At 41.6% G+C, this 18,702-nt stretch carries 23 protein-coding genes; 10 read left to right on the top strand and 13 right to left on the bottom strand.

Annotation, left to right across the window (positions count from 1 at the left end):
* Nucleotides 1-28: 28 nt before the first annotated feature.
* Both QUF86_RS08985 and QUF86_RS08980 read right to left on the bottom strand, forming a co-directional pair.
* On the bottom strand, nucleotides 29-1,345 hold the full coding sequence (locus QUF86_RS08985) for a glycosyltransferase (protein ID WP_289326708.1): 1,317 nt from the start codon (nucleotides 1,343-1,345) through the stop codon (nucleotides 29-31).
* A gap of 22 nt (nucleotides 1,346-1,367) precedes the next feature.
* Nucleotides 1,368-2,573, bottom strand: a complete 1,206-nt coding sequence (locus QUF86_RS08980) for a glycosyltransferase family 4 protein (RefSeq protein ID WP_289314663.1) — start codon at nucleotides 2,571-2,573, stop codon at nucleotides 1,368-1,370.
* 196 nt (nucleotides 2,574-2,769) lie between these two features.
* Here QUF86_RS08980 and wecB point away from each other — a divergent pair, with 196 nt between their 5' ends.
* Both wecB and QUF86_RS08970 read left to right on the top strand, forming a co-directional pair.
* Nucleotides 2,770-3,903, top strand: coding sequence for a non-hydrolyzing UDP-N-acetylglucosamine 2-epimerase (gene wecB, locus QUF86_RS08975; RefSeq protein ID WP_289334081.1), 1,134 nt, complete (start codon nucleotides 2,770-2,772; stop codon nucleotides 3,901-3,903).
* 352 nt (nucleotides 3,904-4,255) lie between these two features.
* Entirely contained in the window at nucleotides 4,256-4,423 is a 168-nt protein-coding gene (locus tag QUF86_RS08970) for a Fe3+ hydroxamate ABC transporter substrate-binding protein (protein WP_289314661.1), read from the top strand.
* Between the two features lie 75 nt (nucleotides 4,424-4,498).
* On the opposite strand, the gene QUF86_RS08965 is transcribed toward QUF86_RS08970, so the two are convergent.
* Both QUF86_RS08965 and QUF86_RS08960 read right to left on the bottom strand, forming a co-directional pair.
* On the bottom strand, nucleotides 4,499-5,872 hold the full coding sequence (locus tag QUF86_RS08965; protein ID WP_289334080.1) for an MATE family efflux transporter: 1,374 nt from the start codon (nucleotides 5,870-5,872) through the stop codon (nucleotides 4,499-4,501).
* Nucleotides 5,873-5,897: 25 nt separating this feature from the next.
* On the bottom strand, nucleotides 5,898-6,476 hold the full coding sequence (locus QUF86_RS08960) for a TetR/AcrR family transcriptional regulator (RefSeq protein WP_289334079.1): 579 nt from the start codon (nucleotides 6,474-6,476) through the stop codon (nucleotides 5,898-5,900).
* 188 nt (nucleotides 6,477-6,664) lie between these two features.
* Between QUF86_RS08960 and QUF86_RS08955 the strand changes: the two genes are divergently transcribed.
* A complete protein-coding gene (locus QUF86_RS08955) occupies nucleotides 6,665-7,072 on the top strand; it encodes a VOC family protein (protein WP_289314658.1) in 408 nt (135 codons plus the stop codon).
* Nucleotides 7,073-7,125: 53 nt separating this feature from the next.
* On the opposite strand, the gene QUF86_RS08950 is transcribed toward QUF86_RS08955, so the two are convergent.
* The 4 genes from QUF86_RS08950 to QUF86_RS08935 all read right to left on the bottom strand — a co-directional run bounded on the left by QUF86_RS08950 (nucleotide 7,126) and on the right by QUF86_RS08935 (nucleotide 9,749).
* On the bottom strand, nucleotides 7,126-7,896 hold the full coding sequence (locus tag QUF86_RS08950) for a TSUP family transporter (RefSeq protein ID WP_289314657.1): 771 nt from the start codon (nucleotides 7,894-7,896) through the stop codon (nucleotides 7,126-7,128).
* A gap of 32 nt (nucleotides 7,897-7,928) precedes the next feature.
* Entirely contained in the window at nucleotides 7,929-8,393 is a 465-nt protein-coding gene (locus tag QUF86_RS08945) for a 2-thiouracil desulfurase family protein (protein WP_289334078.1), read from the bottom strand.
* Between the two features lie 273 nt (nucleotides 8,394-8,666).
* Entirely contained in the window at nucleotides 8,667-8,909 is a 243-nt protein-coding gene (locus QUF86_RS08940) for a DUF2584 domain-containing protein (protein ID WP_101225571.1), read from the bottom strand.
* A gap of 51 nt (nucleotides 8,910-8,960) precedes the next feature.
* Nucleotides 8,961-9,749 carry an alpha/beta hydrolase family protein gene (locus QUF86_RS08935; protein ID WP_289334077.1) on the bottom strand — a complete coding sequence of 263 codons (789 nt, stop codon included), beginning with the start codon at nucleotides 9,747-9,749 and terminating at the stop codon, nucleotides 8,961-8,963.
* A 135-nt stretch (nucleotides 9,750-9,884) separates the two neighbouring features.
* On the opposite strand from QUF86_RS08935, the gene QUF86_RS08930 reads away from it, so the two are divergent.
* Genes QUF86_RS08930 through QUF86_RS08920 form a run of 3 tightly spaced genes read left to right on the top strand, consistent with a single transcriptional unit; the run spans nucleotide 9,885 to nucleotide 12,465 of the window.
* The gene (locus QUF86_RS08930) at nucleotides 9,885-10,886 is read left to right on the top strand and encodes an ABC transporter substrate-binding protein (protein WP_289334076.1); all 1,002 of its coding nucleotides are present in this window, start codon (nucleotides 9,885-9,887) and stop codon (nucleotides 10,884-10,886) included.
* Between the two features lie 27 nt (nucleotides 10,887-10,913).
* Nucleotides 10,914-11,684: an ABC transporter ATP-binding protein gene (locus QUF86_RS08925; protein WP_289314654.1), complete on the top strand. Its 771-nt coding sequence runs from the start codon at nucleotides 10,914-10,916 to the stop codon at nucleotides 11,682-11,684.
* Nucleotides 11,674-12,465, top strand: coding sequence for an ABC transporter permease (locus QUF86_RS08920; RefSeq protein WP_289314653.1), 792 nt, complete (start codon nucleotides 11,674-11,676; stop codon nucleotides 12,463-12,465). The genes QUF86_RS08925 and QUF86_RS08920 overlap by 11 nt, the downstream gene beginning before the upstream one ends.
* 808 nt (nucleotides 12,466-13,273) lie before the next feature.
* Here the strand turns inward: QUF86_RS08920 and ytkD are convergent.
* Nucleotides 13,274-13,729, bottom strand: coding sequence for an RNA deprotection pyrophosphohydrolase (ytkD, locus tag QUF86_RS08915; RefSeq protein WP_289314651.1), 456 nt, complete (start codon nucleotides 13,727-13,729; stop codon nucleotides 13,274-13,276).
* Nucleotides 13,730-13,833: 104 nt separating this feature from the next.
* Complete coding sequence (locus QUF86_RS08910; RefSeq protein ID WP_289314650.1) at nucleotides 13,834-14,184, bottom strand: hydrolase; 351 nt, start codon at nucleotides 14,182-14,184, stop codon at nucleotides 13,834-13,836.
* Nucleotides 14,185-14,411: 227 nt separating this feature from the next.
* Here QUF86_RS08910 and QUF86_RS08905 point away from each other — a divergent pair, with 227 nt between their 5' ends.
* On the top strand, nucleotides 14,412-14,678 hold the full coding sequence (locus tag QUF86_RS08905) for a DUF6154 family protein (protein WP_370016622.1): 267 nt from the start codon (nucleotides 14,412-14,414) through the stop codon (nucleotides 14,676-14,678).
* Between the two features lie 103 nt (nucleotides 14,679-14,781).
* Here the strand turns inward: QUF86_RS08905 and QUF86_RS08900 are convergent, their stop codons facing one another.
* Nucleotides 14,782-15,222 (bottom strand): Dps family protein, encoded by a 441-nt coding sequence (locus QUF86_RS08900; protein ID WP_289334075.1) that lies wholly within the window; start codon nucleotides 15,220-15,222, stop codon nucleotides 14,782-14,784.
* A 124-nt stretch (nucleotides 15,223-15,346) separates the two neighbouring features.
* On the opposite strand from QUF86_RS08900, the gene ytzI reads away from it, so the two are divergent.
* Nucleotides 15,347-15,502 (top strand): YtzI protein, encoded by a 156-nt coding sequence (ytzI, locus tag QUF86_RS08895; RefSeq protein WP_289334074.1) that lies wholly within the window; start codon nucleotides 15,347-15,349, stop codon nucleotides 15,500-15,502.
* A gap of 38 nt (nucleotides 15,503-15,540) precedes the next feature.
* Here the strand turns inward: ytzI and QUF86_RS08890 are convergent, their stop codons facing one another.
* Nucleotides 15,541-16,014 carry an S-ribosylhomocysteine lyase gene (locus QUF86_RS08890; RefSeq protein ID WP_289314647.1) on the bottom strand — a complete coding sequence of 158 codons (474 nt, stop codon included), beginning with the start codon at nucleotides 16,012-16,014 and terminating at the stop codon, nucleotides 15,541-15,543.
* A 199-nt stretch (nucleotides 16,015-16,213) separates the two neighbouring features.
* On the opposite strand from QUF86_RS08890, the gene yidD reads away from it, so the two are divergent.
* Nucleotides 16,214-16,435 carry a membrane protein insertion efficiency factor YidD gene (gene yidD / locus QUF86_RS08885; RefSeq protein ID WP_483313949.1) on the top strand — a complete coding sequence of 74 codons (222 nt, stop codon included), beginning with the start codon at nucleotides 16,214-16,216 and terminating at the stop codon, nucleotides 16,433-16,435.
* A 120-nt stretch (nucleotides 16,436-16,555) separates the two neighbouring features.
* Nucleotides 16,556-17,503 carry a metal ABC transporter solute-binding protein, Zn/Mn family gene (locus tag QUF86_RS08880; RefSeq protein ID WP_289334072.1) on the top strand — a complete coding sequence of 316 codons (948 nt, stop codon included), beginning with the start codon at nucleotides 16,556-16,558 and terminating at the stop codon, nucleotides 17,501-17,503.
* Nucleotides 17,504-17,575: 72 nt separating this feature from the next.
* Here the strand turns inward: QUF86_RS08880 and QUF86_RS08875 are convergent, their stop codons facing one another.
* Nucleotides 17,576-18,640, bottom strand: a complete 1,065-nt coding sequence (locus tag QUF86_RS08875; protein ID WP_289334071.1) for a DctP family TRAP transporter solute-binding subunit — start codon at nucleotides 18,638-18,640, stop codon at nucleotides 17,576-17,578.
* Between the last annotated feature and the right edge of the window lie 62 nt (nucleotides 18,641-18,702).

Raw genomic sequence — 18,702 nt, 5'->3', positions numbered from 1 at the left:
ATCCTATTTTTCTGCTACACTCGTTTTGTTAGGCAGATTGATAAATATCGATAAAGATTTCCTTCTCTTGTTTCCAATTGTATTTTTGCCGGGCATTCAGGCAATTACTGCTCATTTCCGCCCTTTTTTCAGGGTGTTTCAATAGGTAATTGACTCCTTCGGCAATTGACTTTGGATCATGTGAATCGACACACACGCCAATCTGTTCCGCATCGACCACCTTTTGGATTTCAGGAAAACTACAGGCAACCACAGGCACACCGCTCATCATGTATTCAAACAATTTATTTGAAGAAGCGGAGTAGTGATTAAAACAGACATTATTCAATACCTGAAAACCTAAATACGCATTTTTCGTATAATGGAGCAGCTCGTCGACCGGAACCTTCGGTAAGAACTTCACACGATGTTCCAGATGCATGTCGCTTACTTTTTTCATCAAATCATCCTTGATTCTTCCATCTCCTATAAAAACCACTGTCCCACCCTCTATCATCGGTACAGCATCAACCAATTGCTCTAAACCTCTGCCCATTTGAACGCCGCCTTGGTATAACAATATCGGCTCATTCGCTGGCAAATCGAGCAGTTCATGCAAATTCACGGCCGTACTTTCCTCCGGATTGGTTGGAATTGGGTAGTTATGGACCACATTGGGATATAAACCATATAAGTCTTCGTTATATTTAGCTCTCGTATGGTTTTCGGCAATCATTTCATCAACAAATATTAATAGGAATTTCTCCATCATCCCGTAAAGTCGGCTATTATATCCCGTTCTGCTCGTTTGAACCTCATGTGAGTCATATATCAGCTTTTTCCGCCTTAACCATTTACTGCTGATTGCTCCCTGCATTAGCGTATTCAAGTCATTCGAATGATAAAAATCATATTTCCTTTTCCGGCCATGGTGGATCATTTGACCAAAAATGTAGCTCCTTGTTAATAGGGTCGGCAGTTTCGTTTTACTCATGATCAAGGTGCCGATCGCAAGGAGTGCAAGGGAACCGAACAATATTCCCGATCCCACCCAGCCATTGATCAAGTTCAAGTTCCACAACGTATTCCAAACCAATAATGCCAGTAGAACGATTTCAAACTTCTTTTTCTTCAATTTGCCTACGATCCTGAGAATCCTATGAAGCGCCTCCCAGCGGTTATTCACCCTAGTGACAGTGAAACCATTTTGATGTTTCTCCTTTTTGGGCAAATCCTTGATCTTCCAGTTATGAATGGCAATCAAATCCACTTCATAACCCGCTTCAGTAAGTGCTGTGCATTCTCTTAGAACCCTTGCATCGTTCGTAAAGTGATTCCACACAAACATACATACTTTCTTCGCCATGTTGTCCTCCACTTCCAGGTTTTCAGCCTGACGCTTCCATCACGTTGATGAGACCTTTAATATTTTTGGACCATTGAAAATGTTGTTTAGCATACTGATAACCGTTTTCCCCCAGTTCTTTACGAAGGGCTGGATCCGAGGCCATGGTCAGGATATGCTGACTGATTTCATCAACATTTCGGCTGTCTGCCACCAACCCGCATTTCGCCTCTGTGAGCATCTTCTTGGCCCGTCCAGCAACATCACCGACAATGGGCTTTCCGACACACATATAATCGATGATTTTACCAGGTAGCACCTTGTTGAAGACCTCTTTTTCAACCAAGCTTACATATGCAATGTGAGAAGTTGAAACTTCATGAAGAGTCACTCTTCTATTCATCGCATTAATCACCTTGATATTAGTCAGCCCTTTAGATCCGATCTCCTTCTCCACTTCGGATACCCGATATCCATATCCGATCATCGAGAACTCGATTTGCTTATGTTCCCTTAGCTTTTCAGCCACGGCTATCAGTTTTTTCAGGTCTTGAGCCAGTCCAATATTCCCTGTATAAACGACCTTGATTATTTTTTCCGATGCGGGTGTAAGCAAATTCTTTAAAGTCAGCTCATCCGCAGTAAGCGAATTAGGGATGAATTGGATGGTATCCTCCTTGACTCCCTTTGAAACGATATAATCCCTGAAACCAGGACTATTGATTATGATAAAATCCGAATGCCGATATAGCTTCCTTTCCAGAAAGAAAGCGATTTTCAAAACCCACTTATTTGTAAACACTCCCACTCCTATCAACGATTCCGGCCATAAATCCCTGACATCGGTAATGAGTTTCGCCTTCATCTTTTTCTTGGCGATCAACGCCGCCAATGTCGGGAAGATCGGCGGGGTAGTGGCAAACACATAATCATATTTTTTTTCGAGACGGATGATTGTATAAATGAAAAGCCACATCGCTTCAAGATAATGAAGCAACCGCTTTCCCATATTGCTTGTATACCTCTTCACTTTGTCCGGCTTTATCCTGATGACATCTTCTTCAATGCTATCTTCATCCCAAAACTTTGTATCTTGATATAAACTTTGATTAGGATAACTCGGCTTCAATGTGATGACCGTTACCTCAAATCCGTTTCTTTTCAAATGGAGATATATATTTTTCATTCTATTTCCCGCACTTCCGATTTCCGGATAAAAGTTTTGCACGATCATCAGGACGCTTTTCATATTCGCCTATCACCTCTATTCTTGGGTTGTTATGTTCCTGCTTTTCATTGTAAATGCCAGATATTAACTGAAAGTTAAAGAAATATAAAGTCCTCATTAATATTGTAAATATTCCGTTAATTATTGTTTCATTTTCATATTTTCCATGAACTTCCCGCTATAATGGGGAGGACATTTAGAAGGGGAGGAAATGAGCATGCCTAAACAACGTTTAAAGGTCATGACCGTATTTGGTACAAGACCGGAGGCCATCAAAATGGCACCCGTCGTATTGGAACTGAAAAAACATCAAGAAGAAATAGAAACCATCGTGGTGGTCACCGCCCAGCATAGGGAAATGCTCGACCAAGTCTTGCAATGTTTTAAAATAAAGCCAGATCACGATTTGGATATGATGAAAGATAGGCAAACATTAGAAGAAATTACAACTCGAGGCATTGAAAAGTTGAGTTCGCTCATGAAAAATATAAAACCGGATATCGTCCTCGTTCATGGGGATACAACGACAACTTTCATCGCAAGCTTGGCTGCTTTCTATAATAAGATACAGGTTGGTCACGTTGAAGCTGGTCTCCGTACCTGGAATAAGCATTCACCGTTCCCAGAAGAGATGAATCGACAGTTGACTGGTGTCCTGGCTGACTTGCACTTTGCACCGACCAAGAAGGCTGCTGAAAATCTCCTATTGGAAAACAAACAGAATGACCGTATCCATATTACCGGTAACACTGTCATCGATGCCTTGAAAACAACGATACAAAAAGACTACACGCACCCGATCCTCTCTGGGTTGAATGGCGATAGAATGCTATTGATGACCGTACACCGTCGTGAAAATATCGGAAAACCCATGCAAGGAATATTCCGTTCCGTGAAACGGCTTCTTGATGAACATGGGGATATCCAAGTTGTTTTTCCGATTCATAAAAACCCAGTCGTTCGCGAAATCGCTCATGAGATTTTCAACGATAACGATAGGCTGCATATTATCGAACCTTTAGAGGTGATTGATTTCCATAATTTCGCTGCGCGATCCCATCTGATCCTGACAGATTCCGGAGGGGTGCAGGAAGAAGCTCCATCTCTAGGTGTTCCAGTTCTCGTATTGCGAGATACGACGGAACGGCCGGAAGGAATTGAAGCTGGCACTCTATTATTGGCAGGGATCGAAGAAGAACGAATTTACCAATTAACCAATGACCTACTTACGAGTGAAGAGGCCTATAAAAAAATGGCCACAGCTTCCAACCCATATGGAGATGGACTTGCTTCAAAGCGGATTGTTGAAATCCTATTAAAGCATAGTATGAAATCCCCCCTTCCAATATGAAAATGGTTCAATAAAAAAAGATGATTAAATCAGCCTGCCACTTTACCGGCAGGCTTTTTCCAATTAGTTAGATCTATACTTGAGCACCTTCGAAAACCTGTTCAGTCGCGGCACACGTATCATTTGCCCTTATTCCGAAATAACCGCTATTTCTATTATTGAATCCGCACCAGCATTAACATTCTGGATCATCACTTGAATTTCATTTACGAAAGGGGACGCAAAAATAGTCAAAGCAACGAAGGACAAAAAACCACTATTAATTTGTATTTGAAATGGCAGATACTTATGATAGTTTTGATATATCAAAGTTCATTGGATTTAAAACTTTACATTGCTTGGAGGTGTTTAAATGTTCGGGGAAGACCCAAAGTGTGTTAATTGTGGAAAAGAAATTAAAGGCGATGAAGTTGTTCTTGTGAAAATGCGTTATCCGAAGCGTAGAGGGATGACTGAAATAAAAGCATATTTAAAAAATGAAGGAAGTTTCATCTGTGAAGAGTGTTTTGATAAAGCTTAAAACTAATATATGATATTTAAATTTCTCTCTCTTACTAAGTCCTTGCATAAAAAGGACCACCAAAATTGGTGATCCTCAATTTATCATTTTATTGAACTGGGCTTTTCCCCAAGTTTTCGAACCTCTTCTTTTTAAATAAAGTAGGACGGTTAAGAATATGACCACCTCTGATAATGGAATGGCCAGCCATGCTGCATTCGTCCCGAATATAAGCGGCAATGTCAGCAAGAATATAAGCATGAAAATGAACTCTCGCCCAATCGTGATCCAGGCGGCCATCTTCACTTGCCCTATGGATTGGAAATAGGTCATCATGACAAAGTTGACACCCATTAGGATATAGCCGCTAAAGAAGATCCTAATTCCAATTGTAGCAAGTTCTTTAACATCACTTGAAAAATCACCGAATAAATTCACGATTAAAGGAGCCGCAACCTGTCCCATGAGGGTAATGGATATTCCTGCCCCCATTGCGGTAAAAATGGCAATGCGGACCGTTTCGCGCTTCCTCTTTTCATCTTTTGCACCATGATAATAACTTACCAGCGGCTGGATTGCCGACCCTATGCCGAGAAACATCAACAGCATGACACTATGGGCATAATTCACAATCGAAAATGCAGCTAATCCATCGGTGCCTGCAAGTCGGGAGAACGCATTATTATGAGCGATAGTAAAGACGGATACACCTATTTCCGCTAAGAAACTAGGAAAGCCGATCATCATCGTCATCATGAATAGTGACTTTTCAAAACGGAACTTGACGAGACGAAGCGTGTTCTTCTTCGTGAAAAAGTGCAGGCTGAGAACCAGTATCCCCAACGCTGCTGCCAAGATCGTACCATAAGCTGTCTCACGCACCCCTAGTTCAAGTACGTAAAGGATAATGAAGTTCAAAACGAAATTGGATATGGCTGTAACGATAAGGGAGGCCATGGCCAAATTCGGATTGCCATTATTCCTGACGAATATGCTTAAAGTGTTTTCCAACGTGAAAACAAAGCCTAGCATCAAGAAAACATTCATGTAGTCCGTTGCAAAGGGAGCCGTTGCTTCATTGGCCCCTAGTGCATAAACAAGCTGATGGTGAAAAGCGTAGGCAATCAGACCAATGATTACGGTGAATATCGTAATCAAAATGATGGAATGGGTGAAAATAAAGCGTGCACGGCCATAATCCCTTGCCCCCATGCTTTGTGAATAAAGTGTTGCGCCGCCTACCCCGATCCAAATCGACATCGCTACAAAAATCGTATAAATGGGCCCTGCTATATTAACTCCTGCAAGGGCAACCGATCCAAGTTTATTGCCGACCATCACGCCATCGACAACAAAGTTCAATGCCATCAATACCATTCCTATCATAGAAGGAATCAAATAGCGTAAAAAGACCCTTCCCGTCGATTCCATCTCCAGTAGATTTTGTTGTTGTTTTTCTCTTAATGACATGTTTACCATCTCCTGCTATTCGACCTTACTTTGAAATACCTCTCCAAAAAATGGACCATGACGCTGCAAGTTTTTCCGCCACCCGCTCTCGATTATCGGCATAAACCAGTTCAACCATAATGGCCACGATGACACCTGAATACGCCAATGTCAGGGTCCGCGCATTCCCTGTGTTTAAAGCCCCCTCTGATACCCATGATCGGAATATCTCTTCCATTAAGGCTTCCTGTTGAACCTGAAGATCATCAGTCTCCTTCTGTATTTCATTGTATAGATGTGTTGGCGGAAAGAATCCCATGCGAAGCCAGAACTTCAAACTTTCTACCTCCTGGAACATCTTGATCATTTCTTCCAAAAATCCGTATAGCGTCTCTTCCGGGTCACTGTTGCGCATCATTTTGAAATACTCCACATAAGACGAAAGCTCCATTTCCTTGGCATCCTTAAGGACAGATAAAAACAGATCGTCCTTCCCTTTAAAGTGAGAATAAATGGATTGTTTCCTTATTCCGACTTCTTCCGCAATTTGTGAGAGTGAAGTCCCCTCATACCCATGAATTGTAAAATATTTGAGTGCCGCTTTTTTTATTTCATCGCTTTTCATAATAAGGTTCACCTTTCATTGCCGAATATTCTTTTTTGTATTTCTGATAAACCCATCATACCCTAACGAACGTTCGTCAGGCAAATTTTTATAATAAAAAACACACAAATCATATTCCCTGTGATGAAATAAAGGGGGATAAGATATCTCTGTCGAAATGATAGTCATGTACAAGAAGGAGGATCCATATGAAAAATCAGGTTACCCCCTATTTAATGTTCGATGGTCAAGCAAAGGACGCATTAGCCTTTTATGCAGAGGTATTCCAAGCAGAGATTATCGACCTGCAAACTTACGGTGAAGCTGATTTCCCAACACCTGAAGAAGCGAATGACCTTGTTTTGCATGCCAAAATCAAAAAAGGCGATATGTTGATCATGGTATCTGATACGTTTCCAGGCAATCCCCTTCAAGTCGGGAATAATGTATCGTTGGTCCTCGAATGTGAAAGCGACTCGGAAATCCAGTATTTATATGATGCCATCTGTGAAAAAGGATTATCCTTAATGGAACTGCAAGATACCTTTTGGGGGGCCAAGTATGGTAAAGTCAAGGATCAATTTGGCGTTCACTGGGACTTGAATTACACAAAATGAATTCAAAAATGGCCGGAGATACAAATTTGTATCTCCGGCCATTTTTTATATCATCAAAACACATGAAAATAATTCAAGACATTTTTTCCAATCAGTAAAATCGTGACGCAAATGAATAATAAACGTACATAGGAAGCACCTTTCTTAATTGCGAAGTTCGTTCCGACCAATGCTCCTGCGACCATTGCAAGACCCATCGGAATTCCATAGGCAAAATTGACGGTCCCCATCGATAAGAAAATGATAAGTGCGGCTATATTGCTTCCAAAGTTCAATATTCTTGCATTCCCAGCTGCCTGGACAAAATCAAATCCAATGATCAAAAATGAAAATAATAAAAAGGAGCCTGTCCCTGGTCCAAGAAAACCATCATAAAAACCAATGGCAAAAATTATGGCAATCAGAAGTAACATTTTCTTCCTTGTCAGTCCTTTATACCTTGCATCTTTACCCCAATCCTTTTTTACCATCGTATAAATCGCAACAATGACCAACAAGATCAAAATGAGGGGCTTTAATATTTCAGCGGAAACGAAATGTACAACAAAAGCCCCTAATGCCGCTCCAATCACAGTAATCGGAAACAGCTTGATGACGAATTTGAAATTCACTTTGCCAGCCCGAATGAATGAAATCGTACTCGTTAAAGATCCCATTGTACCCGCAAGCTTATTAGTCGCAAGTGCCGCAGAAGGCGAAATCCCCGTGAACAATAAAGCCGGAATGGAAATTAAGCCGCCTCCGCCCACAACGGAATCGATGAATGCAGCAATAAAACCCGCAATAATTAAAAATAGCAAAGTATAGAGATTGATATCCTCCATGTATTCCCCTTCTTTCAAAAGCACTATCTAAATCATTTTTCGTCCAGATAATCGACTAACCCTTCCTCTGATGTAACCGTGAATCCATGGCGTTTAAGCAAAGCCGCGGTCACTCCATTCCCGACCCTCCTCTCCCCCTTGAATTCACCATTATAAATCGTCGCACTTCCACAGGATGGACTATTTTCTTTTAAAACGACAAGCGTCGCTCCAACCTCCTGGGCTTTCAATAATGTAAGATTGGCTCCTTCTATGTACAACTCCGTTACATCCCGACCCGACTTTTCAATTACCTTCGCTTTTCCATTAAGGACATCCCCACCATCACCGCCAATTATCTCAGCAGGTTCCCTAGGTGTCGAAAAACCGCCAAGCAACTCAGGACAAACCGCTACAGCCTTTTTCTCCCTCATTAATTCCATAATTTTATCGTCCAGGCTGTGTGTACCGTTGTATCTCACCTCAAGACCTGCTAAACAAGAACTCACCAAAATCATCAAATCACCCCACCTCATGCTTTTTAATCCATTTTATCATTCTTTCAGTATCATTCATTTCGAATATTGAATATCAATTGGAATTTTGCAGTGTGGCGAATGACGACGGTCGAATTATCGGCGTGGAGGTCGATTTATTGGTACGGAGGTCGATTTATTTGGGTGTAGGTCGATTTATCAGCGCGGAGGTCGATTTATCAGCGCGGAGGTCGAATTCTGGCAACCCAACCAAAAAAAGCGCTTGCAGTGAAATCCCGGCAAGCGCTTGTCTATTTAGTTAGTTGAGTTCAGTGATAGAAGTTGGTACGTAATGATGGTCTTTTCACTGGTCCATTCAATTTTTTGGATAACGGCTGTTCCGCTTGAGTCAGATTGAATCGTTTTGCGGACATCGATTGGGATATCGATAGGGTATAACCGGTAACCTGCTTTCGATAGCCGAAAGATATTTTCTTCTTCTCGGGTTTCATTCCCTTTTGTAACGATCATAGTATTGAGTTCCATAGGCATGCCCATGTTGTATCTCCTCCTCTTGCCAATATACTTAGAATATACTTCATTCTATCATTATTCGGTTTTATTTTTCATCCAAGTTGTTAAATCTTCGACTACTTTTCTGTTAACGGCCGGTGGGAAGTAATGCGTGAATTGAGGAAAATACCAGCTTTCGACCTCTTTGTCATGCATTTTCAACCTTTTCTCCAACCTGTACGCGTGTTCAATGGCGACATTGTCATCTTTTTCACCATGAATGATCAGAATGGGTATATTCAAATCTTCAATCGCAAACAATGGTGTACGGTATTCATATTGATCAGGGCATTTTTTTGGTGTTCCGCCGATGACCCGCTTCATCATCCGACGCATATCGACACGTTCGACATATGTTAAAAACATATCCGACACACCTCCCCATGTGACGATCGACGCTGCATTCTTGCAGTATATCCCAGTCCAAAGCGCCATGATGCCGCCACGGGAAAATCCGAGGATATGAATGTGGTCCTTGTTCACTCGGGGGTGCTGTTCAAGAAGATTGAATCCTGATATCGCGTCGAACCTATCTTCTCCCCCAAAATCCTCATCTCCCTCTCCGCCTTGATTTCCACGGTAAAAAGGGGCAAAAACGATAAAACCTTCTACGGCATACTGCACAATCCTTGCGGGCCTGACCTTGCCGACATTTTTAATCCCGCCGCGTAAATATAAGAAGGCATCGTGAATTTCACCATCAACCGGTTCAGCCAGTAACCCCCTTACTTTCAGGCCTTGTGATATGTATGTAACTGAATAAAGATGGATTTGTGGATGCGGTGAGGGAAACCGCCGTTTTGAAATAATCGTCCCGTTCTCCAATTTCCACTCTCCTTTCTCTTTAATCTTATTGTAAAACATCCGCTTGTTTTTATCCCCTAAGAGGCATTCACATTTTTTTCTTCCATTCATACGATAAGGTAGGCAAAATACCTATTTATCAAGGAGGAAGGAATTTTGAAAAAATGGTGTAAAGCAGGTGTCATATTTTTACTTCTGTGTGTGCTGGTGATCCCGCTCGGAGCATGTGGCAACAAGGGCCAGGAAACAACGAAGGTCAGGGTGGCCGAAGTTACCCGCTCCCTTTTCTATACACCGCAATATGTAGCGATTGAAAAGGGATTTTTTAAAGACGAGGGCCTAAGCATAGATTTGAAAACGACGGCAGGCGGCGACAAGACGATGACCACGCTTCTGTCCGATGGTGCGGATATCGCTCTCGTTGGCTCTGAAACATCGATCTATGTTCAGGCACAAGGTTCGAACGATCCCGTCATCAACTTTGCCCAATTAACACAGACGGATGGAACGTTTCTTGTTTCACGTGAAAAAATCGACAACTTCAAATGGGATATGCTGAAAAACTCTACATTCCTAGGCCAGCGAAAAGGCGGGATGCCGCAAATGGCCGGCGAGTTCGTATTGAAAAAACATAACATAGACCCGAAAGAAGATTTGAATCTCATCCAGAATATTGATTTTGCGAATGTAGCAACTGCCTTCGCTTCCGGAACAGGCGATTTTGTTCAACTGTTCGAACCAACAGCCAGCGTGTTTGAAAAAGAAGGAAAAGGCTATATCGTCGCTTCTTTCGGCACCGAGTCCGGGCATCTTCCCTATACGGTTTATATGGCTAAGGAAAGCTATTTGAAAGAAGACAAAGAGACTGTCGAGAAATTCACGAAGGCATTGAAGAAAGCACAGGATTGGGTTCAGGAAAATGACGCTGCCGAAATTGCCAAAGTCATTCAGCCATATTTTGAAGATACCAATATCGAGACGATGGAAACAGTCATCAACCGCTACAAAGAACAAGGATCCTTTGCCACCGACCCCATTCTTGATGAAGAAGAATGGAACAATCTGCAAAACATCATGGATGAAGCAGGAGAGCTGCCTTCACGTATAAGCCATGATGAGCTGGTCAATACCGATTTTGCTGAAGAAGTCACAAAATAGCATAGCTAAAGGTAAGGAGGATGTCCGATGAGCTTTTTAAAAATCCAAGACATTCACCATACTTATTTTTCAAATCAGACGGCAGCGACCGCACTCGCGGACATTTCCCTCGACATTGAAAAAGGTGAATTCGTCTCTTTTCTAGGTCCCAGCGGCTGCGGAAAGACCACCCTGCTTTCCATCATCGCCGGGCTATTTCCGCCCACTGCGGGAAAGATCCTGCTCGAAAACAAACCTCTGAAGGCCAACAGTGACCTTTCAATCGGCTATATGCTGCAGCAGGATTATCTATTTCCATGGAAGACGATAGAAGAAAATGTTTTATTAGGATTGAAACTGATTAAAAAGGATGAAGGCCTTGAGAGAATAAAGACGCTGAAACTATTAAGTGACGTTGGATTGGGAGGCACCGGAAAATTATATCCGCGCGAACTCTCAGGCGGAATGAGGCAAAGGGCTGCACTGGCACGGACACTGGCGGTCGATCCAAAAATCCTTTTGCTTGACGAACCCTTCTCGGCCCTTGATTACCAAACGAAGCTGAAGCTGGAAGACCTTGTTTTTGAAACCTTGAAATCCTTCGGAAAGACAGCCGTGCTCGTCACCCATGATATCGGTGAAGCCATTGCAATGAGTGACCGCATTTATCTGTTTTCCGCGAACCCGGGTAGCGTGTACAAAACTTTAGATGTTCCCGATGAACTGCGTGAACTGACGCCTTTCCATGCACGCAACCATCCACAGTATCCGATGCTATTCCAAACGATCTGGAAGGAGCTTGAGAGCCTTGAATATTGAACAACTTCATAACCAATATAAAACCTCATTAAAAAAGGAAAACAGGCTCATTCGCTTTTATCAGATCCTGATTTTCATTGTTTTTTTCAGCAGTTGGGAACTGTTTTCCAGAATGGAATGGATTGACCCGCTCATCTTCAGCTCCCCAACTAAAGTGTGGCACCTTTTCATACAGAAATTGAGTGATGGAACGCTGCTTTCCCATTCCGGAGTGACGCTATTCGAGACCGTCCTCGGCTTCATCATAGGGACTTTTCTTGGAACGGTCCTGGCATCACTGCTCTGGTGGTCGCCAAGATTATCAAAAACACTTGACCCCTATCTCGTCATTTTAAATGCCATGCCGAAAGTGGCACTCGGCCCCATCATCATCGTAGCATTCGGCCCTGGCTTCCCTTCCATCATCTCGATGGGGGCAATCATCTCCATCATCATCACCACCATCGTCGTCTACACCGCATTTCGCGAAGTGGACCCGAACTACCTGAAGGTGCTCCAAACTTTTGGAGCCACAAGAACACAAGCTTTTCGGGAAGCCATATTACCCGCCTCATTCCCAACGATCATCTCGACATTGAAAGTGAATGTCGGACTCTCCTGGGTCGGCGTCATCGTCGGAGAATTCCTTGTCTCGGCGAAAGGATTGGGCTACCTGATCATTTATGGCTTTCAAGTCTTCAACTTCACCCTCGTCATGCTTGCCTTGATGATCATCGCCGTCTTTGCCACCATCATGTATCAACTTGTCGAACTGCTCGAGCGAAAACTAATCAAAGACTAACCAAACTGCCGATAACCCTCGGCAGTTTTTCATTCATGTCAGGAATTTATTGAATTCCGGCGATTTACTCGTGAATTAGGTGCGTTTACTCGTGAGTTTGCGCGATTTATTCGTGAGTTTGGTGCGTTTACTCGTGAGTTTGCGCGATTTACTCGTGAATTTGGTGCGTTTACTCGTGAGTTTGCGCGGTTTACTCGTGAATTAGGTGCTTTTACTCGTGAGTTTCGGCGATTTACTCGTGAATTAGGTGCTTTACTCGTGAGTTTGGTGCTTTACTCGTGAGTTTCGGCGATTTACTCGTGAATTAGGTGCTTTACTCGTGAGTTTGCGTGATTTACTCGTGAGTTTGGTGCGTTTACTCGTGAGTTTGGTGCTTTACTCGTGAATTAGGTGCGTTTATTCGTGAGTTTGATGCGTTTACTCGTGAGTTTCGGCGATTTACTCGTGAATTAGGTGCGTTTACTCGTGAGTTTGCGCGATTTACTCGTGAATTAGGTGCTTTACTCGTGAGTTTGCGTGATTTACTCGTGAGTTAGGTGCTTTACTCGTGAGTTTGCGCGGTTTATTCGTGAGTTTGGTGCGTTTACTCGTGAGTTTCGGCGATTTACTCGTGAATTAGGTGCGTTTACTCGTGAATTTGCGCGGTTTACTCGTGAGTTTGCGCGATTTACTCGTGAGTCGAGTTTGGTGCTTTACTCGTGAGTTTGGTGCGTTTACTCGTGAATACGAGCCTTAATTCGTGAATTTGATGTTTTTACCTATGAATTGTCCAATATCCGTAAATTTGCCCCATCTACTCGTTTCTCAGTTATATACTGCCATCCAGCCTTGATAAGCTCAACGGCACAATCTGATCTTTCATGATGAAACTAAACTCCTCACCCAGTACATCCGGAAATGCTTCCAAAAAGATCGGGCCGTCCGTTTCCAGGTAATCTTCCTTCTTTTCGACCTCACGCAAAGAAGCATAGTATATCGATTTAACGAATGGCTTAACTGGGTCATGCACTTTATATTGTCCCAAAAATTGCAGCTCCCCCACTAAACCCCCTGTTTCTTCATACACTTCCCGTATGGCTGTTTGTTCTATCGACTCCCCTGCTTCCCGCTTACCTCCCGGGAACTCCAATCCCCGCTCTCTGTGTTTGGTCAATACCCACGTTCCCTTATACCTGCTTAGCACAAAAACATGCCAGGACTCTCCAAAAACAGGATCCTCGGAGTATTCCACCTTATATCCGTTCTTATCAAAAAAGCGTTTCATTTTTCCCCTTCTCTCCATGTAAGAAATAATGCTGATTTTTATTGGATCCATCTTTCATTATAATCCAGCAAGAATCTCCATCACATCAAAAAAACGATGGCACCTCAATATTCGAGGCCATCGTCTGTTGGTTTTGCCTGTAAAATCCCCATACTTTCTATATGCCGTCTTCCTTCTTCAGTACCTAGTGCATAAATCATCTCGTAAATTTTTTGGAGTGTGATGTCCTGTTTATCATTTTCCCGGTCATAATGATATTGTAGGTATGGGACATGTGCCCGGTAAAAGTTTTCTTCCCCTACAGAATAATTATAATCAAATAACTCACGTAACTTGATGACTTCATTATCAGTAGCCTCGATTTCGAAATTCCATGGAGAACTTTCCCTATCTTGTGTTATCTGCCCATTCGGAAGCCAAATGTAATACTTTTTCCTGTTTTCAGACACATTCATCCACCCTTTCCATAAATCCTACGCTTATTTTTTCACGTAATTCCCCACTTCATACAATGGAAAATTTTGCTTAAAGAAGAACAAAGATGTTAAATAATAGATTAAAGTATCTTTCAAAGGGTAAAACATATAATAAGCCCAAGCATCCCTTCAGATTTTTATATGCACCCAGAGGTTTTTTTGATAACCTACATATAAAGAGATAACGGATTTCTAATAAATGTGAGGTGAGAGTTTTGAAGTTAATTGAAGAATTATACAATATGTACCGCAATAAGATGACTGGTGATGAAGAAGATATTGATATGCTTACTTTTGCCGTTCTGGAACAACTGGATCGTAAGGAAATTTTCGAATTGCTTCAAGAGATGGATGATCAGGAACTAACCAATCTAATGGGCCTTTACATTATTGAAACTTTAAAAGGGAAGTTCGCACAAAATAGCATGAACGACACGAAACCTACACATTTTCCGCCACGGAATATTCATTAATACATACTTGTCAGGTGTCCCTCTCTTGATGGATGCCTTTTTGTTGTTTTAGTTTTTTTCCTCCAAAAAAAAACCCTACCGAAGTAGAGCTTTTCCTTAAACCTTAACGTCCTAAATACGCACGCAACATCCAAGCATGTTTGTTTAAGCTTTTCTTCATGCCTGTCAGCATATCAGCCGTAACCGGATCTTCTTGTTCCGCAACTTCGATAATTTCCGAGAACTCTTGGGAAAGCTTCTCAAAATCACTGATGACACTTTGAACCATATCTTCTGTATTTTCGTTCCCTGTCGCTTCTTCAATCGTGGTTAATTCCAAGTATTCTTTAAGGGTAGCGACCGGTTTTTCACCAATGGCCAATAGTCTTTCAGCCAATTCGTCATAATTGGTTGTCACTTCTTTATATAGCTCTTCCAATTTTTGGTGAAGTTCAAAGAAGTGCGGTCCATTCACGAACCAGTGGTAATTATGAATTTTCGTATAAAGAACACTGAAGTTTGCAATTTCCTTATTCACTAAAGTTCCTAATTTTTTCTGAGCCATAAATATCTACCTCCGTAAGTTGGTTATACCTTTATAATTCCCTCTATTCAAAAATTGAAACATTATCTATTTCGATTCTTATGCTAAAATGAATCTAAATTGTGAACGTTAGGGGCTGTAAAGTATGATTACGGTTTTAGTTATCTCCATTATTGTGATTCTGATTGTATTGGCATTATCCGTCCTAACCATCGGAAAGGGTTACAGCTACAAACATACAGTGGATCCCATTGACCCTTTGCCAGAGGATGAGCGGAAAAAGGAAGAATCCGAAAAATAAAAAAGGTTCCTGTCAAAAAATGACGGGAACCTTTTTCATTAACCGAAAACTTTATGAAGTTCTTCTTTATCTTGTGTAAGCCAGAAATTCATTAATTTCTTAGCTCCTTCAAGATCATGCAATTTTGCTTGGCCGCATTGCTTTTCATTTGCAGCAGGAATTTCTGTAATTGTAACGGCATCCTTGAATGTATCTTCAAGAACATCGATGATTTCCGTTACTGTCGGCTCACCGCTGACAACAAGGTAATATCCTGTTTGACAGCCCATTGGCGAAATATCGATAATATCAAAATGATCGTAACGCTCAGAATGCTTACGGATATTGAATGCAAGCAAATGTTCCAGTGTATGGATCGTATCCGGCTTCATCGCTTGTTTATTCGGCTGGCAAAAACGGATATCAAATTTATTAACAACACCATCTGTTCCTACCTTATGGACACCGCAATGTCTAACATATGGGGCTTTAACAGCGTCATGATCTAATTCAAAGCTTTCAACTGAAGGCATTTAATTCACTCCTTAATTGTATGTCATCTCTATTTTACCTTGAATAACAATATATTTCATCCTTTAAAATTAATTCTCATTATATCTATCGGATTACCAATATGCTTATGCCTTATTGGAAATTTAGAAAATATGCTATAATTGAGGGTAGTGAATTTACTCGAAAAGAGATGAAAGCATCGTGTTGAAAAAAGTACTAATGGGAATCATCCGTTTTTACCAAGTTGCCATTTCTCCAATAAAACCGCCAACCTGCCGTTTTTACCCAACGTGTTCCCATTATGGTTTGGAAGCGATCAACCGTTTCGGCCCCATAAAAGGAAGCTGGTTAGCACTCATCCGGATCCTTAAATGTCATCCGTTTCATCCAGGAGGCATTGACCTTGTTCCAGAAAAAAAAGAAAAAAGTGAGGACCGTTAGAAAAAACCCTTGCTTTCCTTTGCAATTTTTTGTATTATACAGAAGTCAAATCGTAATCATTTCGTTTTTACACATAAAATTCAAATCGTAATCAATACGAATTATAAAGGAGCATTTCATATGAAAAATCGAGCATTGCTCTCACTTTTCCTTGTTACTGCGCTATTTTTGTCAGCCTGCGGCAACTCAAAGGGAGAATCCACTAAAAAAGAGAAGGATACCTTAGATATATATACGACCGTTTACCCATTGCAATACTTCACGGAAGCCATTGGTGGGGAGTACGTGAACGTCGAAACGGTTTATCCACCCGGAACGGATGAACACTCATTTGAACCCTCTCAAAAAGATATTGTAAAAATGGCTGAGTCAGACCTATTTTTCTACATTGGCTATCATCTTGAAGGCTTTGTAACCAAAGCTGAACCAATTTTAAGCAAAGAAGGCGTCGGCACAGTCGCGATAGGCGAAACGGTTCATCTTGATGAAGAAGAGCATGCACACGAAGATGAACATGCCCATGAAGAAGACGGTCATGACCATGGGGGCGTCAATCCGCATTTATGGTTAGATCCCATCTATTCCATTGAGATGGCCAAAACCATCAAGGACGAATTAACGAAGAAAATGCCTGAACAGGAAGAATATTTCAACAGTCAATTCAACAAGCTTTCCGAAAAGCTGAAGTCACTTGATGAAAAATTCGCGACAACAATCGAGTCGGGCCGTACCAATAAGATCATCGTTTCCCATTCCGCTTATGGGTATTGGGAGGAACGCTACGGTCTTGAACAGATTGGCGTCACAGGACTAACGTCTTCAAACGAACCATCTCAAAAGGAACTGGGGAAAATCGTAACCATGGCCGATGAAGAGAACTTGAATTACGTCATCTTTGAGCAGAATATCAGTTCTAAACTAACCGAGATCATCCAAAAGGAAATGGGAGCGAAATCACTTGAGCTCCATAACCTTTCCGTTCTGACGGATAAAGATATCGAAGCTGGCGAAGATTACTTCAGTTTAATGGAAAAAAATATAAAGACACTGCAAACTGCATTGCAATAGTCAAAAAAAAAGCGGGTCCTTATGGGTCCGCTTTTTTTTGGTCCTTTTAAACGGACTAAAGAGTCGCTTTCGTTATTCCTTTAAATGCTTCTCACGAATCTTTTCCATTTTCGTCATCAATTCGGTTCCAATCGTTGATTCAAATTCCGGATAGATGACGGTCATCTCTTCCATCCATTCTTTCTTTTCTTCATCTGACAGTGTATAGATGTCTATATTCGATTTTTGTTGAATTTCCCGTAGCTGTTCCTGATTCAATTCAGTTGATTTCTTCCATAGCCATTTCGTTGTATCATCCATCGCCCGTTGGATTTGCTGCTGAATATCCAACGGGAGTTTGTTCCAAAATGGCTTGTTTATCATGACGACATACCCTAAATAGCCGTGATCACTGATCGTTAAATATTTTTGCACCTCATATAATTTCTTGGAATAGATATTCGAAATCGTATTTTCCTGGCTATCCGTTTCATTGATTTCAAGGCTTTTAAACGTATCATTAAACTCCAGCTGAGATGTAGTCGCCCCAAAATGCTTAAATTGGCTTTCCAGGACTGCACTTGGCATGATTCTAAAATTCTTTCCTGCAAAATCACTTGGGTGCCGTATCGGTTTACTGCTTGTAATCTGTTTATAGTTATTCGACCAAAATGCGAGTCCCTCGATATCAATGGTATTCAGCTGCTTAAGCAGCTCTTCCCCCACTTCCCCATTCAAAGCTTCCTGCAAGGCAGCGTCCGTTGGAAAGACGTAAGGGAGGTCCAATAGCATCCATTTTTTTGATATACTCGTAATTTTAGATGTAGTTGGAGCAATCATCTGCACCTTGTTTTCCTGTAATGCTTCGATTTCTTCAAGATCACTATATAATGACTGATTAGGATAAACTTCAATTTTGACACGATGATCTGTATATTCATCGACTAGTTGGGCAAACCGGTTCGCAGCTAGCCCTTTAGGTGTATTTTCGGCTACGACATGACTGAACTTAATTACGATTTGATCCTTCATCCCTACCTGCTCCTCATCCTTCGGCAAATTGAAACCGAAGCTTGTAAAGAACGATTGAAACGATATATATACTGCTATCGACAGCCCCAAGCCAATTAATATGAAGTACCCCCATAATGCACGCATACCGACAACTCCTTACCGCTCACATAACGTTATCACTATTCTATCACAGCCTTTTTTCTGTC

Origin of the sequence: Peribacillus sp. NJ11 (assembly GCF_030348405.1) — a bacterium.
Classification (GTDB): Bacteria; Bacillota; Bacilli; order Bacillales; family DSM-1321; genus Peribacillus.
This window is presented reverse-complemented; position numbering and strand designations above follow the sequence as displayed.